Source organism: Sphingobacterium cavernae (assembly GCF_008520265.1).
In the GTDB taxonomy this organism is placed as follows: Bacteria; Bacteroidota; Bacteroidia; order Sphingobacteriales; family Sphingobacteriaceae; genus Sphingobacterium; species Sphingobacterium cavernae.
Genome location: NZ_VIQM01000029.1, coordinates 1 through 18,799, shown reverse-complemented (window position 1 = coordinate 18,799; position 18,799 = coordinate 1). Strand labels below are relative to the sequence as shown.

At 35.7% G+C, this 18,799-nt stretch carries 13 protein-coding genes; 4 read left to right on the top strand and 9 right to left on the bottom strand.

Features of this window, described 5'->3' with window-relative positions; translation table 11 throughout:
- Window positions 1-48 precede the first annotated feature (48 nt).
- The 8 genes from FLS47_RS05830 to FLS47_RS05795 form a co-directional block, all read right to left on the bottom strand.
- Window positions 49-1,056 (bottom strand): LacI family DNA-binding transcriptional regulator, encoded by a 1,008-nt coding sequence (locus FLS47_RS05830; protein ID WP_149913445.1) that lies wholly within the window; start codon window positions 1,054-1,056, stop codon window positions 49-51.
- Between the two features lie 122 nt (window positions 1,057-1,178).
- Entirely contained in the window at window positions 1,179-2,585 is a 1,407-nt protein-coding gene (gene uxaC, locus FLS47_RS05825) for a glucuronate isomerase (RefSeq protein WP_149913444.1), read from the bottom strand.
- A gap of 12 nt (window positions 2,586-2,597) precedes the next feature.
- Window positions 2,598-4,247: a UxaA family hydrolase gene (locus FLS47_RS05820; RefSeq protein WP_149913443.1), complete on the bottom strand. Its 1,650-nt coding sequence runs from the start codon at window positions 4,245-4,247 to the stop codon at window positions 2,598-2,600.
- Window positions 4,248-5,654, bottom strand: a complete 1,407-nt coding sequence (locus tag FLS47_RS05815) for a tagaturonate reductase (protein WP_149913442.1) — start codon at window positions 5,652-5,654, stop codon at window positions 4,248-4,250.
- 13 nt (window positions 5,655-5,667) lie between these two features.
- A complete protein-coding gene (gene pelA / locus FLS47_RS05810; protein WP_188347369.1) occupies window positions 5,668-6,645 on the bottom strand; it encodes a pectate lyase in 978 nt (325 codons plus the stop codon).
- Window positions 6,646-6,701: 56 nt separating this feature from the next.
- Window positions 6,702-8,606: a glycoside hydrolase family 88/105 protein gene (locus FLS47_RS05805; protein ID WP_149913440.1), complete on the bottom strand. Its 1,905-nt coding sequence runs from the start codon at window positions 8,604-8,606 to the stop codon at window positions 6,702-6,704.
- A 6-nt stretch (window positions 8,607-8,612) separates the two neighbouring features.
- Entirely contained in the window at window positions 8,613-10,286 is a 1,674-nt protein-coding gene (locus FLS47_RS05800) for a glycoside hydrolase family 28 protein (RefSeq protein WP_149913439.1), read from the bottom strand.
- Window positions 10,287-10,377: 91 nt separating this feature from the next.
- Entirely contained in the window at window positions 10,378-11,115 is a 738-nt protein-coding gene (locus tag FLS47_RS05795) for a rhamnogalacturonan acetylesterase (protein WP_149913438.1), read from the bottom strand.
- A gap of 151 nt (window positions 11,116-11,266) precedes the next feature.
- Here FLS47_RS05795 and FLS47_RS05790 point away from each other — a divergent pair, with 151 nt between their 5' ends.
- Window positions 11,267-12,277, top strand: a complete 1,011-nt coding sequence (locus FLS47_RS05790; protein ID WP_149913437.1) for a pectinesterase family protein — start codon at window positions 11,267-11,269, stop codon at window positions 12,275-12,277.
- Window positions 12,278-12,283: 6 nt separating this feature from the next.
- Window positions 12,284-13,246 carry an alpha/beta hydrolase gene (locus FLS47_RS05785; protein ID WP_149913436.1) on the top strand — a complete coding sequence of 321 codons (963 nt, stop codon included), beginning with the start codon at window positions 12,284-12,286 and terminating at the stop codon, window positions 13,244-13,246.
- Between the two features lie 87 nt (window positions 13,247-13,333).
- On the opposite strand, the gene FLS47_RS05780 is transcribed toward FLS47_RS05785, so the two are convergent.
- Window positions 13,334-14,650 (bottom strand): cryptochrome/photolyase family protein, encoded by a 1,317-nt coding sequence (locus tag FLS47_RS05780; protein ID WP_149913435.1) that lies wholly within the window; start codon window positions 14,648-14,650, stop codon window positions 13,334-13,336.
- A gap of 404 nt (window positions 14,651-15,054) precedes the next feature.
- Here FLS47_RS05780 and FLS47_RS05775 point away from each other — a divergent pair, with 404 nt between their 5' ends.
- Both FLS47_RS05775 and FLS47_RS05770 read left to right on the top strand, forming a co-directional pair.
- The gene (locus FLS47_RS05775; RefSeq protein WP_149913434.1) at window positions 15,055-15,426 is read left to right on the top strand and encodes a response regulator; all 372 of its coding nucleotides are present in this window, start codon (window positions 15,055-15,057) and stop codon (window positions 15,424-15,426) included.
- Between the two features lie 71 nt (window positions 15,427-15,497).
- Window positions 15,498-18,662: a PAS domain S-box protein gene (locus FLS47_RS05770; RefSeq protein WP_149913433.1), complete on the top strand. Its 3,165-nt coding sequence runs from the start codon at window positions 15,498-15,500 to the stop codon at window positions 18,660-18,662.
- The last annotated feature ends 137 nt before the right edge of the window (window positions 18,663-18,799 follow it).

Sequence of the window (18,799 nt, the reverse complement as noted above, 5' to 3'; positions counted from 1 at the left end):
TATTTAAGTTCTTTAAAAACGTTTAATTTTAAGCAACTATAATGCCAGTTATTTGTCCACAATTTCAATTGGAAGCATTATAGTTTCATATTCTTCAATAGGGTACTTAGCTTCAATTTGAGCTATTAACAATCGAGCCGCCCTCTCCCCCATTTCAATAGCCGGCTGTTTAACTGCAGTGATAGGTGGATTAAAAATATCAACAACTTTAGAGTTTGTAAATCCTACAATTTTATGTGAATGCGACAGCGAATTATTCATTCTATTTAAAGCCTGCAAATAACCAGTAGTGAGTCTATCACCAGAGATAAATATCCCATCGTAGTGATAATCTTTCAAATCTTCAATAGCATCTTCAATTTCTTTGCCGTCCGCACCACCATGCTGACAATATTTCACTGCTTGTTCTTCAAATGGGAAACCATTCGATTTAAGACCTTTTTTAAATCCTTCCAATCTTTCTCGGTTTGTGGAGAGATTTTGATTTCCGGTAATATGTGCAATCTTCCGACATCCTTTCTTTACTAAATACTCTACCGCATCTGACCCACCTTTGGTGTTATCTGCGATAACTTTGTGCGTATCAAAATTTTCGGGCACTCGGTCAAAAAAGACAATAGGGAATCCACTTTTCAGCAATTGTTGTAAGTAAGACGTTTCATCAGATTCTGCCGAAAGAGTCATCAAAAGACCGTCTACAGAACGCATAAATAAATGCTCTACGAGTAATTTTTCTTGTTTTGCAGATTCATGTGATTGGGTTATGACAACTTGGTAATTCTTTTCATAAGCGACAGATTCAATCCCTTCTATTACTTGAGAAAAAAAGTTATTAGAGATCTCACTAACTATGACGCCAATTGTATTGCTTTTCCTCTCCTTTAAACTTCTAGCGATTGGATTGACTTGAAAATTAACTTGCTGTGCATAAGCCAATACCTTTTTTTTCGTTTCTTCACTTATTTCGTAACTATCTCTGAGCGCTCTCGAAACGGTTGAAGTAGACAAATTGAGCGCTTTAGCAATATCCTTTAGGGTAAATTTTTCGAAAGACATAATCAGGTAATTTAGGTAAGTATACCCAAATTATTTCAAAAAGAAAAGAAGTATGGGCAAAGAATTGCCCATACCAAATAAATTATAACAACCTCAAATCGACATTTGAAGTAGTTACTACCCTATTTTGTGAAACGAAAATATTCTCGTGCGTTATTGTAACTAATGTCTTGCACTAGTTTTCCTACCCATTCTATATCATTTGGCAATTCTCCATTTTCTATATCTTGTCCGAAAATATCACATAATATTCTACGGAAATATTCGTGTCTTGGGAATGAAAGAAATGATCTTGAATCAGTTAACATACCGACCATACGACTCAATAAACCCATATTAGAAAGCGTATTGATTTGTTTTGTCATACCGTCCTTTTGATCCAAAAACCACCATGCTGAACCAAACTGTACCTTACCCGCAACAGTACCATCATTGAAGTTCCCAATCATCGTAGCCATCAATTCATTATCCGCCGGATTCAAATTGTATAAAATAGTCTTAGTCAACTTATCTTGATTATCTAAACGGTTTAAAAACTTAGATAATGCTCTAGCTTGACTAAAATCACCTATAGAATCATATCCTGTGTCAGGACCATTAGCGCGCAACATACGTGCGTTATTGTTGCGTAATGCCCCTAAATGATATTGCTGAACCCAACCTTTTTCGTGATCCCACTCCGCAAAATTTACCAGCATTGCAGATTTGAACTGCAGATTTTCTTGGTATGTAATATTCTGATTAGATCGAATTTTATTGAAAATCTCTGCTATTTGTGCTTCTGTATAATCTTCTGCATAAATTTGTTCAAGTCCATGATCCGATACAGAACAGCCATTTGCTGCAAAGAAATCATGTCTTTCTTTCAAAGCATTTAAGTAATCTTGCAATGACCCTATAGACTTATTCACGACAGCTTCGAGCTGATTGATATAAGCATTTAAAGCTTGTATATCATCTGAATTCATGGCTTTGTCTGGTCGAAATGCAGGAAGCATTTTAAAGGATTCATTTTCAAAGGCGAATTTTTGATGAAATTCCAGATTATCGATAGGATCATCTGTCGTGCAAACAACCTCCACACTCATCATCTTCAAAAGACCACGAACCGAGTATGCTGGTGTAGCTAATTTTTCAGATGTTTGCTCCCAAATTGCTTCTGCAGTAGTGGGATTCAACAAATCATTAATACCGAAGTAACGTTGTAATTCCAAATGCGTCCAATGATAAAGTGGATTTCGCATCGTGTAAGGAACAGTTTCCGCCCATTTCAAGAATTTATCTTTATCTGAAGCATCACCCGTAATGTATTTTTCATTTACACCGTTTGTGCGCATTGCACGCCATTTATAGTGATCTCCATGCAACCATACTTGGGTAATATTTTCAAATTGGGTATTGTTAGCAATCTGCTCAGGAATTAAATGATTGTGGTAATCAATAATCGGCATCGCTTTGGAATAGTTATGATACAAATCCTGCGCTGTAGCAGTTTGTAACAAAAAATTCTCATCTAAAAAGTTTCTCATATCAGTTTATAATTATAAGCTAACCCCTCTTTTCCAGGGGATAAAATCATCTTGATTTAATAATACAGATTTTGGAGTAACATCTCCACTTGCTGCTCTAATACAGTATTCCAAAATTTCCTCCCCCATTTCTTCAATAGTTTTCTCTCCTTCAATTACTGGTCCTGTATTAATATCAATGATATCGGACATTCTTCGAGTAAGTTCGTTGTTCGTTGCGACTTTAATAACTGGACAAATTGGATTACCAGTAGGTGTACCAAGACCCGTTGTAAACAGAATTAACGTAGCTCCAGAAGCTGCTTTACCTGTAGTCGCTTCTACATCATTTCCAGGAGTACATACCAGATTAAGACCATCTTTAGTGGCTTCTTCTGTATAATCCAATACATCTACCACAGGTGATGTACCGCCTTTCTTGGCAGCACCATTGCTCTTAATCGCATCCGTTATAAGTCCATCACGTATATTTCCTGGTGAAGGATTCATATGAAAACCTGAACCTACCCGCTCTGCGGAATCGCTATATGCTTGCATAAGCTTAATAAACTTCTGCGAAGCAGAGGGATCAATTGTACGATCTATTAAATTTTGTTCGGCTCCACATAGCTCAGGAAACTCGGCGAGTAATACTTTTCCACCTAAAGCAACCAATAAGTCTGACGCATAGCCTACTGCAGGGTTTGCTGAAATTCCGCTAAACCCATCACTACCGCCACATTTCACTCCTAAGGTTAACTTACTTAAAGGGACATCTTGACGTTCAAATTGATTAATTTTGGTTAATCCCTCAAAAGTTTTCTTTATCGCCTGCTTCACCATATCCTCCTCACTCACAGACTTCTGCTGCTCAAAAGTATATAGCGGTTTATTAAAATTAGGGTTTCTTAATTTAATTTCATCCAATAATTCCTGCAATTGTAGGTTCTGACATCCTAAGCTTAGAATCGTAATACCAGCAACATTTGGATGATTTGCATACGCTGCCAAAAGCTTTCCAAGAACCGCAGCATCTTGTCTAATGCCTCCGCAACCACCTTGATGATTCAAAAATTTTATACCATCAACATTTTTGAAAACACGATTTCTAGGATAAGTGTTCCTATTCAATGATTCAAAAGCTGAGCTATTAAGATCTTTTCCTTCTTTATACGCATTTAGCAATTCAGAAGCATATGATTTATATTTATCCGTAACTGAATAACCCAATACATCATATAAAGCCTCTTTTATGACATCGAGATTTCGATTTTCGCAAAATACCGTAGGGATAAATAGCCAATAATTCGCAGTTCCCACACGTCCATCTTCACGCAAATAGCCTTTGAAAGTACGATTTGCAAACTTAGATACATCTGGCTTGGTCCATTCACCTTGGGCATATGGCCTAAATTCATATGGCTCTACAGCGTGCTTTGTATTATCTGTTGACATTCGCACCCCCTGCTGTACAGGAAATTGCACTTTACCCACCAACACACCGTACATCAGCACCTCTTCTCCTTGTTGCATATCTTGCATAAAAAATTTATGCTTTGCGGGGATATCTTCTTTCAAAACATATGATATTCCGTCATATACCACTTGCTCACCTTCACTCAAATCCTTCAGTGCGACAAGCACATTATCCTGAGGATGTATACGTAATACTTTTGCTTTCATTTATACGATTTGCGCTATAGCTTTTAAGACACCTTGGTTAGCTATTTTTTCTAAACTCTTGTTTATTTGATTTACAAAATCAGGATACGCAGTCAAATCCTGACCCCATAATTCCTTATCTTGAATCAGTTCATCCGTTGATTTACCCTCACTTTCAGCGTGCATTTTTAGGAATGACGCAATACCAAAAGCCATATAATGCGGTGTAGTATCGTGCTTTGCATACCATTTAGCTAAAAGTGGAATGCATCGCATGGCGATTTTGGAACTGTAATTCATAGCAATAGCAGTCCACTGGTGATCCAAAAATGGATTGCTAAATCTATCTATCACACTATTAGAAAACTCATTCACTTCCTGCGCTGGAATCTCTTTACTTGTAATAGAAGGCCCGATTTCTACTTCCATGAGGTTCTTCACATAATTCTTAAATACATCGTCTTGCATCGCTTCTTTTACAGTTTGAAAACCTGCTAATAGCGCCGCAGCACAACTGAAAGTATGCGTGGCATTCAATAAACGCAATTTTATCTCCTTGTATTTGTTAATAGAAGGTACGATACGCACACTAGAGTCTACCTGTGCAAATGAAAGTTTTTCGATGACACGATCAGAGCTCGATTCTATCGCCCACAAGCTGAATGGCTCAGCCATAATCATCAAATCATCTTTATACCCCAAATTCTGTTCTACAACTTCTTGATCTTTTGAAGGTAATTTTCCCGGCACTATACGATCTACCAATGTATTACAGAAATCATTTGCTTCTAACAACCAATTTTTAAAAGCTTCGCTAAGTTGATTTTGTTCAGCTAAAGTCAATATAATTTCCTTCAATTTTTTGCCATTATCCGTAATCAGTTCTGTAGGTAAAATCACTAAGCCTTTAGATGCGTCCCCATCAAAAACTTCGTAACGATGGTAAAGAATACTCAATAATTTTCCCGGAAATGAAGATGGAGGATTATCAGAAACCTTATCCTCACTTAGCACAATCCCTACTTCTGTCGTATTACTAATAATTATTTCCAGCGCAGGACTTGCGGCAATTTTCAAAATCTCAGCCCAATCAGAAGAAGCTTCTATAACTCGAGAAATTGCATTGTTGACAGCGTATTCTTCAACAACATGACCTTCTTGTATACCTTTGTTACAAAGTGTGAATAAGCCATTTTGATTTACAAAATCATCAATAGATCCATTCGGTGTGGATTTAACAACAGCGATACGTCCTTTAAAAACTTGCTGTTTGTTTGCTTTATCGATATAATAATCAGGTAGTCCGCGCAACAATACACCCGTCCCAAATTGTAAAACCTTTTCAGGGTATTCAAATGAAACAGACGTTGGCAGTTCTAAATTTTCAGTAGATATGTCTTGAAGTATATCAGTAGACAAGATTTTCATTTAGTTATATTTCTTATTTTTTAGAATTAATTGACTTTAACCATTTAGGGTAATTGTTTTTCAACAAATTGACTGGCCATTCCCCATACCAAGAATATCCGTTTTTTCGTTCTTCGGATATTTCATCAAAATTATAATGTATGGAATCATCGCGGTCTCCAAATACGGGCTTGTTAGTACCAATTTCATAAAAACGACTCCAAACAATAGCCTCATCGTCAGGCACTAGTCTCCTCACTATTTTTCCTTTGGCGTCAGTAGAGGTTTCGAATCGAAAGCCTTGAATTTTTACGCTATTGAACCATTTGATTGCGCCTTCAATAGCTTTAACAATTTCTTCAGTCGGCTCTTCCTTCATCAAAAATCGAACAATACCTACAGACTCGCTTGCGGCCAAAGAAATAGGTTCAAACTTGCGTGCTTGTGCAGGCTGCAAATGTTCATCATATTGGGCTGCCCAAACCGTTAACTCATTCTCCACAAGTATTTGCGCCTTTAGAATACATTCGACACCTTTTTGTACGGCACGTTGGGCATTTTTACTAAGCTCATCAGGAACAAAATCATAGGCTTCTTCTCCCTTCGCTACATTGCGTAAAAGCTCAAGCACGTTAATCATTGCATTATCATTGAATGTGATTTGACTTCTATACCCCTCTGTGTCTGGGAAATATTGCGGAAATCCTCCATTGTCGTATTGCGCTGATAATAAATAATTAATACCCCGTATTACCGCTTCTTTATATTGCTTTTTGGAGGTCTTTTGAAATCCTTCCGCCAGTGCTTCAATTTCTCGCGTTGTTGCTTTATTATCTATAGTTGCTAATCGCCCCTGTTTTGGAACAATCTTTAGCAAATCGCTTGACAGTTTCTTCTTATAGTCAACTGCCGTACCATCTGTATAATGCTTGGACCATCCCCCATTTGGCAATTGATAAACCAACATATTATCCCAAATGCTATTCTCATTTGACGCTGTATTTTGCCCCATGCAAGAACAACATATTAGCAGGCAGGCCGATAGACTATATAAAAACTTTATCCGCATTATCTTGTTTGTTTAATCAGCCATCGCACCAATTCGTGTGCCGCTGAAAAGTTTTGAAAATCATTTGGCAGCTTTCTACCGTCAACATATTCATTGTAAAGCCAAGGATCTCCAACAGCAAATACAGTTCCTTTACCGTATTTAGCTATTGCCATAAGGGTGTCGCTACCATCAGTTACAAGCGCTTTCGCTGGTTTTGAAGCTTGTATTGTAGAAATTTCTTTCAAATAAAGCTTAGATGTAGTTTTAAAAATTTCATTAGGACTTAGCATCACTGCACCCTGTTCAAAATTGCGACCTTGTACTTTGTTTCGACTATCCACATTAAACTTAATCCCGAATTTCGTACTCAGAAGATTGATCTTATCCAAATCACAGTTTCCTTGATCATTCAACAATAAAACAAGAACTCCTCCTTTTTTTACCCATTCAGCAACTTGATTTGCTTGCTGAGTATTCATGTAATTCGGACTCGGAGCATCCTTTTCATTGTCTGGATCTACTATAATGTATACGTCTGAATTTTTAAGGTTTGCTGTACTCGGCGCTTCTCTCAAAGTACACAGTGTAGCACCGTAGGTTTCAAACACATTACCTAAAATATAAAACCCGTTGAAGTCCTGTCCATCCCATAAATAATGGTAAGGCTGCTTTAACCCTGGAACGAATTCTTTGTATTCATTATTATAAAAATTGTCTAATGTTATGCGTGGAGATTTACCTATTGCTGTACGCTTTTTTAACTTTTCGTATTCAATATCTGCCAGCATAAACGGCCCTACACCTTTGGGATCGTTGCTAATGACCGGCTCACTCATGTAATATTCAAAACTACCATCTCTGTAGTTTTTGCTTCCCCCTAATCCTGAAACTGCAACGACTTTGTTTAAACTAATATGCGTTGATGATACTTCCTCAACAAATTCTTTTAACAAACCTGCATGTGCTTTTTCAATATTCTTTAAGTATTTTTTATCTAAATAACCTTTACGCAAGCCTTTTGTCATGGCATACGTAAACATACTTGAGGCAGAACCTTCGTGGTAGTTTCCTTCTCTGTGAGCTAGGTCGACTATATCATACCAAACACCTGTTTTTGGATCTTGATATTTTGCTACAGCTTCAATTGTTCTTTGAAGAATCGCTACAAGCTTTGGATGTCCAGAATGTGATACCGGAAAATAGTCTAATACATCCACTAAAGCAAAAGCAAACCAGCCCATACCTCTACCCCAAAAATGCGGTGATACACCTGTTTTCGGATTAGACCAACGTTCTTTGCGCGATTCATCCCAGCCATGGTACAAAAGCCCTGTTTTCTGGTCTTTTGCATTCTTTTCCATCCACACAAATTGATTGACGATATCATCAAACAAATCTGGCTTATCCATCAAGTCTGCGTATTCGGTTAAAAACGGTTGCGCCATATATAAACCGTCTAGCCACATTTGATTTGGATATACCTTTTTATGCCAAAAGCCACCTTCATTCGTACGTGGATGAGATTGCATCTGTGCAAAAAGACGATTACAAGCATTTAAATATTTTTTATCTCCTGTAGCCTTGAATAGTGTGAGTAATATTTTACCGTTTTTGATGTGATCAATATTATACTCTTCAGCAGAATAATTCAGGATATTCCCTTCATTATCTACATACTTATCCATCCATTCTTTTACAAATGAAAAGTAAGTGCTATTCGCTGTAGTACGCCAAACCTCAATTACACCTTCTAAAGGAACACCCCAATCATAGGTCCATTTCAGACCTTTGTTCGTTGTAAACTTAGATTCTATCACAACCTTATCCATAGCCGTATTAGCCATGCGTTCGTAATATGGTTTTTGGGCGAACCCAAGGAAACCAACAAATAAAAGTCCAACAGCTACTATTAGTTTTTTCATATCAGATTACATAGAAAGTGCTTTGGAGATCGCACCACGATCAAATGCACTTTTTGTTTTTACTTCTTTAAAATTCGTTCCTGTTGCACGGATATTTTTGGATTCACTCCCCGATACACGCATCAGCAATTCAACGGCATTCATGGGTGTCAACTTATCAAATGTTATACCCTCACTATCCACTACATGAACCAGAGGATTAGTACTTTTAGCATTTACACGCACGTTCTTTAAAGAAATATTGGTCGATGCTATAATCTCAATTCCTTTGTTAGCTTGGATATTTATGTTTTCTAATAAGACATTTTTTACGTGCATTTCTGGTAGTCCGCGGAAGAAAATTCCTTTATCTGCTCCGTTTACATGTACATTTTTAATTGTGAAATTTTTAAATTGAGGTGTCTCTTCAGTCACGGGAAGTTTCACCACTTTTATAGGTTCTTTCTCATCACCCAGAAGTGGTATTGGATCCACAGCCTCATAGTACATATCAAATAAAATGGCTTCCCCTGGGATACCAACCATATTGATATTCTTGATGAAAATATTTTCAACTACACCTCCACGGCCCCTTTTGGTTTTGAAACGAAGACCAATGTCCGTACCAATAAAAGAACAATCCTCTACCCAAATGTTGCGGGCTCCACCGCTCATTTCGCTACCAATCACAAAGCCGCCATGCGCATGATAGACCACGGAACGACGGATAACCACATTCTCTGTAGGCATTGCGCGATCACGCCCTGCTTTGTCTCTTCCAGACTTGATACAGATCCCATCATCACCTACGTCGAAAGTACAATCTTCTACCAAAACATTTTTGCACGACTCTATATCCACACCATCCCCATTCTGAGCATACCATGGATTCCGAACCAATACCTCACGCAATATTACATCCTCACACATCAGAGGATGTAAGTTCCAAGCAGCGGAGTTTTGAATAGTCACACCTTCGATTAATACTCGCTTACACTGCGTGAAAACTAATAAATTTGGTCTTAAAAAGTCTTTTACATCTAAAAAATCTTCTTTGGTAACCCCAGGTTTAATTGTTCCACTTCTATTTTCCAAGGCACCTTTTAATGAGCCTTCAGAAGGATACCATATCTTAGCTTTCTCATCTACGACACCCCCTGAAGCAAGTAATTTCTTCCACTGAGAATCCGTCATTTTATTTCGCTTCACCATACGCCATACGCCACCGTTTCCATCGATAATACCTTTTCCTGTAATGGCAATATTTTCTAGATTTTTACCCGAAATAGGATTTTGATTACGCCACGCGGGTTGTCCCTCCCAATTAGATTCGACTAATTTGTAATCGTCGAATTTATCTGAAAACAAAAGAATTGCTTCTCTGGAAACATGCAAGTTTACATTGCTTTTCATTTCAATAGGACCAGTAAGCCATAGCCCTGCAGGCACTAATACCACACCTCCACCACGCTGACTTATGGCCGTAATAGCTTTATTGATAGCCTGAGAATTCAAAAACTGTCCATCGCCTTTAGCACCAAAACTGGAAATATTTACCGTGTCAGCACGAAAAGATGTTGTCTTAATTATTGGCTGTTGGGGTTCATGGATTTGGGCTTTTGCCGAAAAACCAGCTAATAAACAAATTGTCGTGCTCAATATAGCGCCGGATCCTTTTAATAAATTCTTAAGTATCATCATAAATTTTAGTATTGGTTATCGCGAACAACAATTTTACGTTCTTAAAACCTTAATTAAAAGAACATTCTATGCAAACGTTGTCAATCTGCTACTATTTCAAATAGCTACTTAACGCTATTTTTTGTGTTTTTAATTCCCTTGCTACTAGCTCCGCAATTCGCTTTGCCCCAACTTCATTGAGGTGCGTGTTATCCGTCACGCCTTTTGGATAATTCACATGCCCTTTTTCCAAATGAAGAAACAATTTTTTTGAAGACTCCTCCCCGAGTTCAGAAAGCAATTCATTGCTCACCTTGCGCATATCAATGCAAGGAACCTTCATTTTTTGTCCCAGCACACAGGCAATATTTCCATACTCGCCGTGTGTATCTTGTAATTTGCCATCATCAAATTTGCGTCTAGCAATTGGAGTAAGTAATATGGGAAAAGCATTTTTTGCTTTGACTAATTCAACATATTCTCGAAGATTCGCTTCAAATTGTTCTGGTGTCACACCTACATTAGGCTTATCAACTTTTTCATCATTATGACCAAATTGGATAAACACATAATCACCAGCTTTTACATTCTCATACACTTCTTTCCATAAACCTTCATTTTTGAATGATTTAGTACTTCGGCCGTTTTTAGCATGATTTTTTACTATAACTTCTTCCTTAAAATAAGAAGCAAAAGGCATTCCCCATCCTGTTTCAGGATACTTGTTCTGTGACTTAATTGCCATAGTCGAGTCTCCTATCATCCACACGGTTATTACACGTTTTTCAGTAAATCCAATAAATACAAATAAAAAAACGAGATTAACACTAACGTAAATAATGCTTTTCATTAACAGTAAATTTTAAAAACTAATTTAACATCAATAAGCTAGTATTCAATGAAATAAATGCGAAATCGTTATCGATAACGATTGCATAAAATTGTATTGATACGCTATCAGATATTTAGTAATCTTGTCATAACCAATGACAAACAATTCTATGCAAATCATAAAAAATCTTACCCTATTATTCATTTTAGCGCTTGGCACTACCATTGCATTACGTGCACAGACATTAGACAATAAGTTTGAAATAGGTGTAAGCACTGACGGAACAGAAGACTTTACAACGATCCAAGATGCTATAGATCATGTACGCGATTTTGCAGAGTTCCCTGTTGTCATTCAGATTCATCCTGGCACTTACTTTGAAAAAGTTACTATTCCAAATAACAAAAGAAATATCATTCTACGTGGGTTCAATAAAGAAAATACCATCATTAGCCATGATGATTATTCGGGAAAGAAACTTCCTACGAAGGACATAGACGGCCGAGGAGCGCATACGACTTACACGACTTATACGCTTAGAGTTGCTGGAGATGATTGTGTAGTAGAAAATCTTACTATAGAAAATACAGCCGGAAGAGTTGGTCAAGCCGTTGCTTTGCATACCGAAGGCGATCGCATAAAAGTATTGAATTGCAACATATTTGGTAATCAAGATTCATTTTATTTATCCAAAGCTGGTGTACGTGTCTTTGTACACAACACACATATCAAAGGTACCACAGATTTTATCTTTGGAGCTACAACTGCATTTTTCCAGGATTGCATTATCGAAAGTTTATCCAATTCATATATCACCGCAGCTTCGACAACTGAGCATGAAGCGTATGGATTTGTGTTCTATAAGTGTAAACTTGTTGCAGCAGATGCGAATGTAAATAAAGTTTACCTCGGTAGACCTTGGCGCCCATTTGCCAAAACTATTTTCTTGTACTGCGAACTTGGAAGTCATATTACGCCCCAAGGCTGGGATCCTTGGGCAGGAGACAAAAACTTTCCGGATAAACAAAAAACCGCCTATTATGCAGAATATAAAAATTCAGGAGCGGGCGCAAGCGATATATCTCAACGCGTAGCCTGGTCGCGTCAATTATCCGATACCGAAGCTGCTAGATACAGTTTGGACAAAATTTTTAAAGGTTGGAACCCGCTAGAGAAATAATCTATTATGCGTTTTCTATCATTACTAATTGTTCTTTTTGTACAAATAAATTATCCTCAAAATTTATTGGGACAAATGGTCTACTTCCCAAAAGATACTTCTTTCAGTGTCCTGTCCACTTTTCAGAAAGAAAAGAAAAAATTCCCAAACATTCAGATAGCCCAAGTCAAGAGCGATAATGTGAAGATTTCGACAAATATTACCTACAAAAATGTAGAGCACAGAGATTTGAAAGTGGATATTTTTGAGCCTAGAATTCTCCATAAAAATGTTGGAATAGTTTTAATACATGGCGGTGGATGGCGATCTGGAGACAAAACGCATATGCATCAACTTTCCTTAGCCCTTGCAGAAAAAGGTTATACGTGCGTTGCAGTAGAGTATAGGTTATCATTAGAAGCTAAATATCCAGCTGCTGTAGAGGATATTCAAGATGCAATTTGTTGGATGAAGCAAAATGCTCAAAAATTAAACATAGATCCCAATAATATCATTTGTCTAGGCACTTCTTCCGGTGGTCAGTTAGCTGCTCTTGTTGGCGCACTTAACAAATTAATTGAGAAAGAAAAAATAAAAAGAGTACATGATCCATCTGTAAAAGCTGTAGTAAACATTGATGGTTTATTATCTTTCACGCATCCTGATGCAAAAGAGGGGTCTTTGGCATCAGAGTGGCTTGGGGGTGATATCAAAAAAGCATCAGACAACTGGAAAGAAGCATCAGCATTAACACATTTGTCCAAAAACTCTTCACCTATGCTATTCATTACGAGTAGTTATAAGAGGTTTAGTGCAGGTAAAAATGAAGTAAAAACCAAATATAAAGAATGGAACATCCATGTGGAGGAGTTACATTTTGAACAGTCTCCGCATACATTTTGGTATTTTCATCCCTGGTTTATCCCAACCGTGAATAAGGTTGACTCATATATCTCTATCCTTACAAATTCTGAGAGTTTAAAAATTTAACCCCTGATTAGCCCGCGAGAAGAGTTGTATTTTTTAAAATATTACACTACTAACCAACCAAAATTAGTATACTTCAATTAAAAGTTTCTATTTGATAAAATTAAGTTCTAAAGCCCGTTTATAGCAGATTAACATCCGCTCCCGAGCCTCGCTATGGGCAATAATTTCTTTTGGATATTCATTGGTTCCAAATTTCGGAACCCATTGTTTTACATATTGTAAATTCTTATCAAATTTTTCCATTTGAAGTTTAGGGTTGAATACTCTAAAATAGGGGGCAGCGTCACAGCCTGAACCAGCAACCCATTGCCAATTACCATTATTTGCAGAAAGGTCATAGTCATTAAGTTTTTTAGCAAAATATGCCTCACCCCAACGCCAGTCTATTAAAAGATGTTTACAAAGAAAACTAGCTGTAATCATCCTAATCCTATTATGCATATAGCCAGTAGCATTTAGCTGTTTCATACCCGCATCTACAATTGGATATCCCGTTTCGCCCATGCACCAACGCTCAAATTCCTCTTCATTATTCCTCCATTGAATATAATCGTAATTATGTTTAAAACATTCTTTTACGACCTTTGGAAAATGATATATAATCATCATAAAAAACTCTCTCCAAATTAATTCATTTAACCAAATATGATTATGACTTAATGCATAACCAACGCACTCACGGATGCTGATAGTTCCAAAACGCAAGGCAATACCGAGCTGTGTAGTATGCTGCATGTAAGGAAAGTCTCGATATTTATCGTAGTTCTCTATAATTTTTTGATCAAGATAAGGCTTTTGAAAAATAATATCAGTTTTAGTAAATCCAATTTCATTTAAAGACGGAATAGCTTTATTATCTAGCTTTAGAAAATTAGAATAATTTGGCTTATATACTCTATAATGCTCTGATTTTAGGGTTTCCTTCCATTTCTTAGAATAGGGGGTATAAATAGTATAAGGAGATTGATCAGATTTTAAAATATCTTTTTTGTCAAATATGACTTGATCTTTACAAGCTGTAAACTCAATGTTTTGTGCTTTAAAGTATAAATAAATTTGAACATCACGCTGTATAGCTAAAGGCTCATAATCCCTGTTAATAAAAACTGATTTAATGCTATACTTTTCATTTAATTCCTTAAATAGGTGCAACGGTGAGCCAATATAAGTATTTAAAGTAGTTTTAAACTCCCTTAATTTTAAGTTAATAGCATCAAGTGATTGATGTATATAATCAATTCTCCTATCATTTTTGTCATCTAACTTTTTTAAAATATCTGTATCAAAAATAAATATTGGCAGAACGGGATATTTGCTGTTAAGAGCATAATATAACCCAACATTATCCTCAAGACGTAAATCTCTTCGAAACCAGAATATAGATATTTCTTTCTTTACTTCCATGGATTTCACATATTTAAGTAAACATGTTCATTTTAAAATTCAGTTTAATTAGTCTTTGTAAGACTGCTATAGACAAATAAAAATTTAGAAATGGATTAAATGTTAATCACAAAACTCACAAATTAAACCAAAGCAACACAGGTATAAAACTACACTTTTGCGTCAACATTTAGTATTTATTTCTACCATAATTGTTCCAAAAAATGTTTTTATGAACATTTTTTATATAAATGGCCCATAAATTTTTTGAGTATTTAATCCCATACAAGAAATAACTATGATTTGAAATGTCTCAAATTCTCCGTAAATTCCGATAAAATCGTTAAAAGATTTTAGAACCAGGGTATAATAGTAGGCTATAATCCTGCAATAAATCAAATTTTAATACATAATAAATATTGCCAATGCATCAGGTACTATTAATTGATGATAATCAAATAATGAATTTTATCCATCAACAAATTATTTCTTCCGAATATCCTGAAGCTTCCATCTTAAATTTTGAGAATGGAAAATCTGCGCTTGCTCACATTTATAACAATCCAGCATTTTCTTTTACGGTCTTTCTCGACATAAATATGCCAATAATGGATGGTTGGGAATTTTTAAATGCCCTCACAAAGAATGAGAAAGGCTACAACTTAAAAATTTTTTTACTGAGTTCCTCTATAGATGTTCAAGATAAAATAAAAGCAAAGGAGTTTAGTCTAGTTGAGTCATATTTAGTTAAGCCCCTCACCAAGCAGATTATTAAAAATTTAAATATAAATCCATGAAAAGATTCATATGCACCAATCAAAAGCGCAATTAAACAATTGACAATCAAGCTACATAACACTTAAAAAGTATGACTAACAGCTCTTTCCAACTGTCTAATAACAACTTTGATTTCTTGAGTTTTATACCTGTCCCAGTAGTGGTTTATCAAAAAGAATCACTACAATTTCTTGCTATAAATAAGGAAGCTATACAACTCTATGGCTATAGTGAAGATGAATTTTTAAACATGAAATTGAACGATATTTGGCAGACTGTAGGTGATACAGAGACCGAAATAATATGCAGTAATTTTGACTATAACAAAGGAATTAAAAATGAAGTTGTTTATAGACATAAAAATGCGAATGGCAACACTTTATATGTTCAAATTAAATGTAATAGCATTCCTTACCGAGGAATTGACGCTGAAATAATTACTATAACTGATCTTACGACAAGATATGAAAAACAGCAGAAAATTTTAGCCCAAAAAGATTATTTAAAAGCCATAGGAAATATAAGTCAAATTTGGTTAAAGTCAACTGACTGGATGCAGTCGCTATATCGCTGCTTCGAAATTATTGGTGAAATAATAGAAGTGGATCGTATTTACTTCTTCGAAAATAACTTAAAAAATGAAACTACCTCCCAAAAACTTGAATGGAATAGGACTAATATTGAACCAGAAATTGACAATCCATTGTTACAAGATGCAAAACTATCTGATTACCCTCTTATCATAAACTCTTTAAAAGAAAAAAAACACTTTGAGGCTATAGTCAATGAGTTACCCCCCTCATGGTCAAAAAGTGTATTAGAGGCACAAAACATAAAATCGGCCCTTACACTCCCCATATTTGTCGATGAGGAATTTTATGGGTTTATAGGCTTTGATGATTGTAAAAAATATAAACGATTTTCAGAAGATGAATTTCAATTATTGTATGCACTGACTTCAAATCTTGCACAAGTACTTAAATCCCATAAAGCATATCAAGAATTATCATTTAGCGAAGGTAAATACAAATCTTTAATTGAAAATGGAAATGATCTTGTGGCTATTTTGGATAAAAATGGAAATTATAAATATGTTGCTCCTTCATCAAAAACAGTATTAGGAATCGATGCAACAGAATTTATAGGGAAAAGTGCTTTCGATTTTGTTTATGAAGAAGATTTGCCTAGAGTGAAACACTTACTATCCAAAATTCAAAATAAAAAATATATCTCTATTGAACCATATCGTTTTCCTGATGCCCAGGGAAACCTTAGATGGGTACGTACTGAGCTTTCCAATCACCTAAACACACCCTTAATTGAAGGAATTGTTGCGAACACACATGATGTTACTGACGAAATAAAACAGACAATAATTAACAATCTGGTTACAGAAATTAGTTTAGCAATAGCTAAACCAAATTCTTTAGTAACCTGCCTTCATGAAGCATTAAAAAAGTTAGTTAAAGTTTCAAAAATATGTATGAGTGAAATATGGCTGATAGCCCCTGATAATAGCCAATTGAATCTTATTACAAAAGCTTATCAAAAAAGTGACAAAGAGGCCTTTCATTTTCAGTCTTTACATACTACCAACTTTAGATTTAATGAAGGGTTACCAGGAAGAGTATGGAAGGAGAAAAATAAAGTTGTATGGGAAAATCTTCCTAAACATAAAAAATTTCTTCGAACAAAAGCTGCAAAAATAACAAAACTTTCATCCGGCATAGGATTTCCTATTATCTATGCCGATCAATTTCTTGGCTGCATCATATGCTTTTCAAAAGATTCTTCTGAAAAACTTACGGAACAAATTTGTATTTTAAGTAGTGTAATCCAGAAATTAGGCATAGTAATAAAACAAAAATTAACAGAAGAGGAATACCGAAACTTTTTTAATATTTCCCCAGACCCTAGATGTGTTGTCGGTTTCGATGGCTATATAAAAAAATGTAATAAAGCGTTTATTTCTCTAATTGGTTTTTCTAAGAAACATTTATATACTACACCCATTTCTAATTTTATACACCCAGATGATAAAGATAAAGTTGCCCAAAGTATTAATTCTTTAATACAAGGACAATCATCAGAACCTTTTAAGGGAAGACTTATCGCCTCTAATGGTGAAGTTAAATGGTTGTTATGTTCTGCCACAGCATTAACTGAATCTAAGACTATAATTGCTGTTGGTAAAGATATTACAGAACAAACCCTTGCAGAAAAAAAATTAAAAACAGCTTACGAGCAATTAAAAACAGCACAAAAAATTGCTAAACTAGGTTACTGGTACCGAGAAATTAATTCGGACGTTTCGGTATGGAGCGAGGAAACATATGCCATTTATGAATATCAACCCGAGACATTCACACCCACTAAAGAGAACTTATTACAAACATTCAAGCCTGCCGACAGGTATTTAATTTCAGATGACCCCGCAATACACCTTACTGACACAAAAGTACAAAGTTTTGAACACGAAATAATTACATCGTCAGGCAAAAGTAAATGGGTTCGTCAAGAAGTACAACTAATAACTGATGAAAAAGGTACTCCTGTCAGAATCGAAGGAACAATACAAGACATCACTGAGAGAAAAGAATATGAAAAGCAACTGCATTTAAGTAATGAAGTGTTTATACTAGCAATGAAAGCAAGTAATGAATTGATTTGGAACGTTGATTTAACGACTAATCAGCTCATAAGAAGAAAGAATCATAATCAAACATTTGATTATAATTTAAGCGAAACATTCTCGATAGAAAATTCATGGTTCACCGCCATAGATCCTAGTGACCGATTAAGAGTCTGGGCATCTCTTGAATCCGCTCTTAAAAATAAAACTCAAGAAACATGGCGTGAAGAATATAAAATTATATTAACTGATGGGTCAGTATCATATGTGGTAGACAGATGCAATATATTAAGAGATCAAGATGGAAATGCGGTAAGATTGGTAGGAGCAGCTTTAGATGTATCCGTATCGCGCGGAAATATGGAGCGAATTAAGAAGCAAAATGAAGCCCTTCGAGAAATTGCTTGGACACAGTCACATATAATACGTAGCCCCCTTACCAGAATAATGGGTCTAGTATATCTCTCCAAAGAACTAGGAGGAGGGGGACTAACTATAGAGGAAATTATGGAATTAATTATGGATGCAGTAAATGAATTAGATGAGGTAATACAACAAATTACCTATAAAACAAATTTAATTAATGAAGAAAACATCATAGTAAACGTTGATTCTTGGGAGTGAACTACCCATCTGCTAAAGACAAATGGGCTTCGGGCTTCACAGACTTGTGCTTTGTTGCCAAAGTCTTATTTGAGTCTCCGCCCGTGTAATCGCCAGTTCCTGACGATATTATTTTTAATCCTTCTTTCAGAATGTTT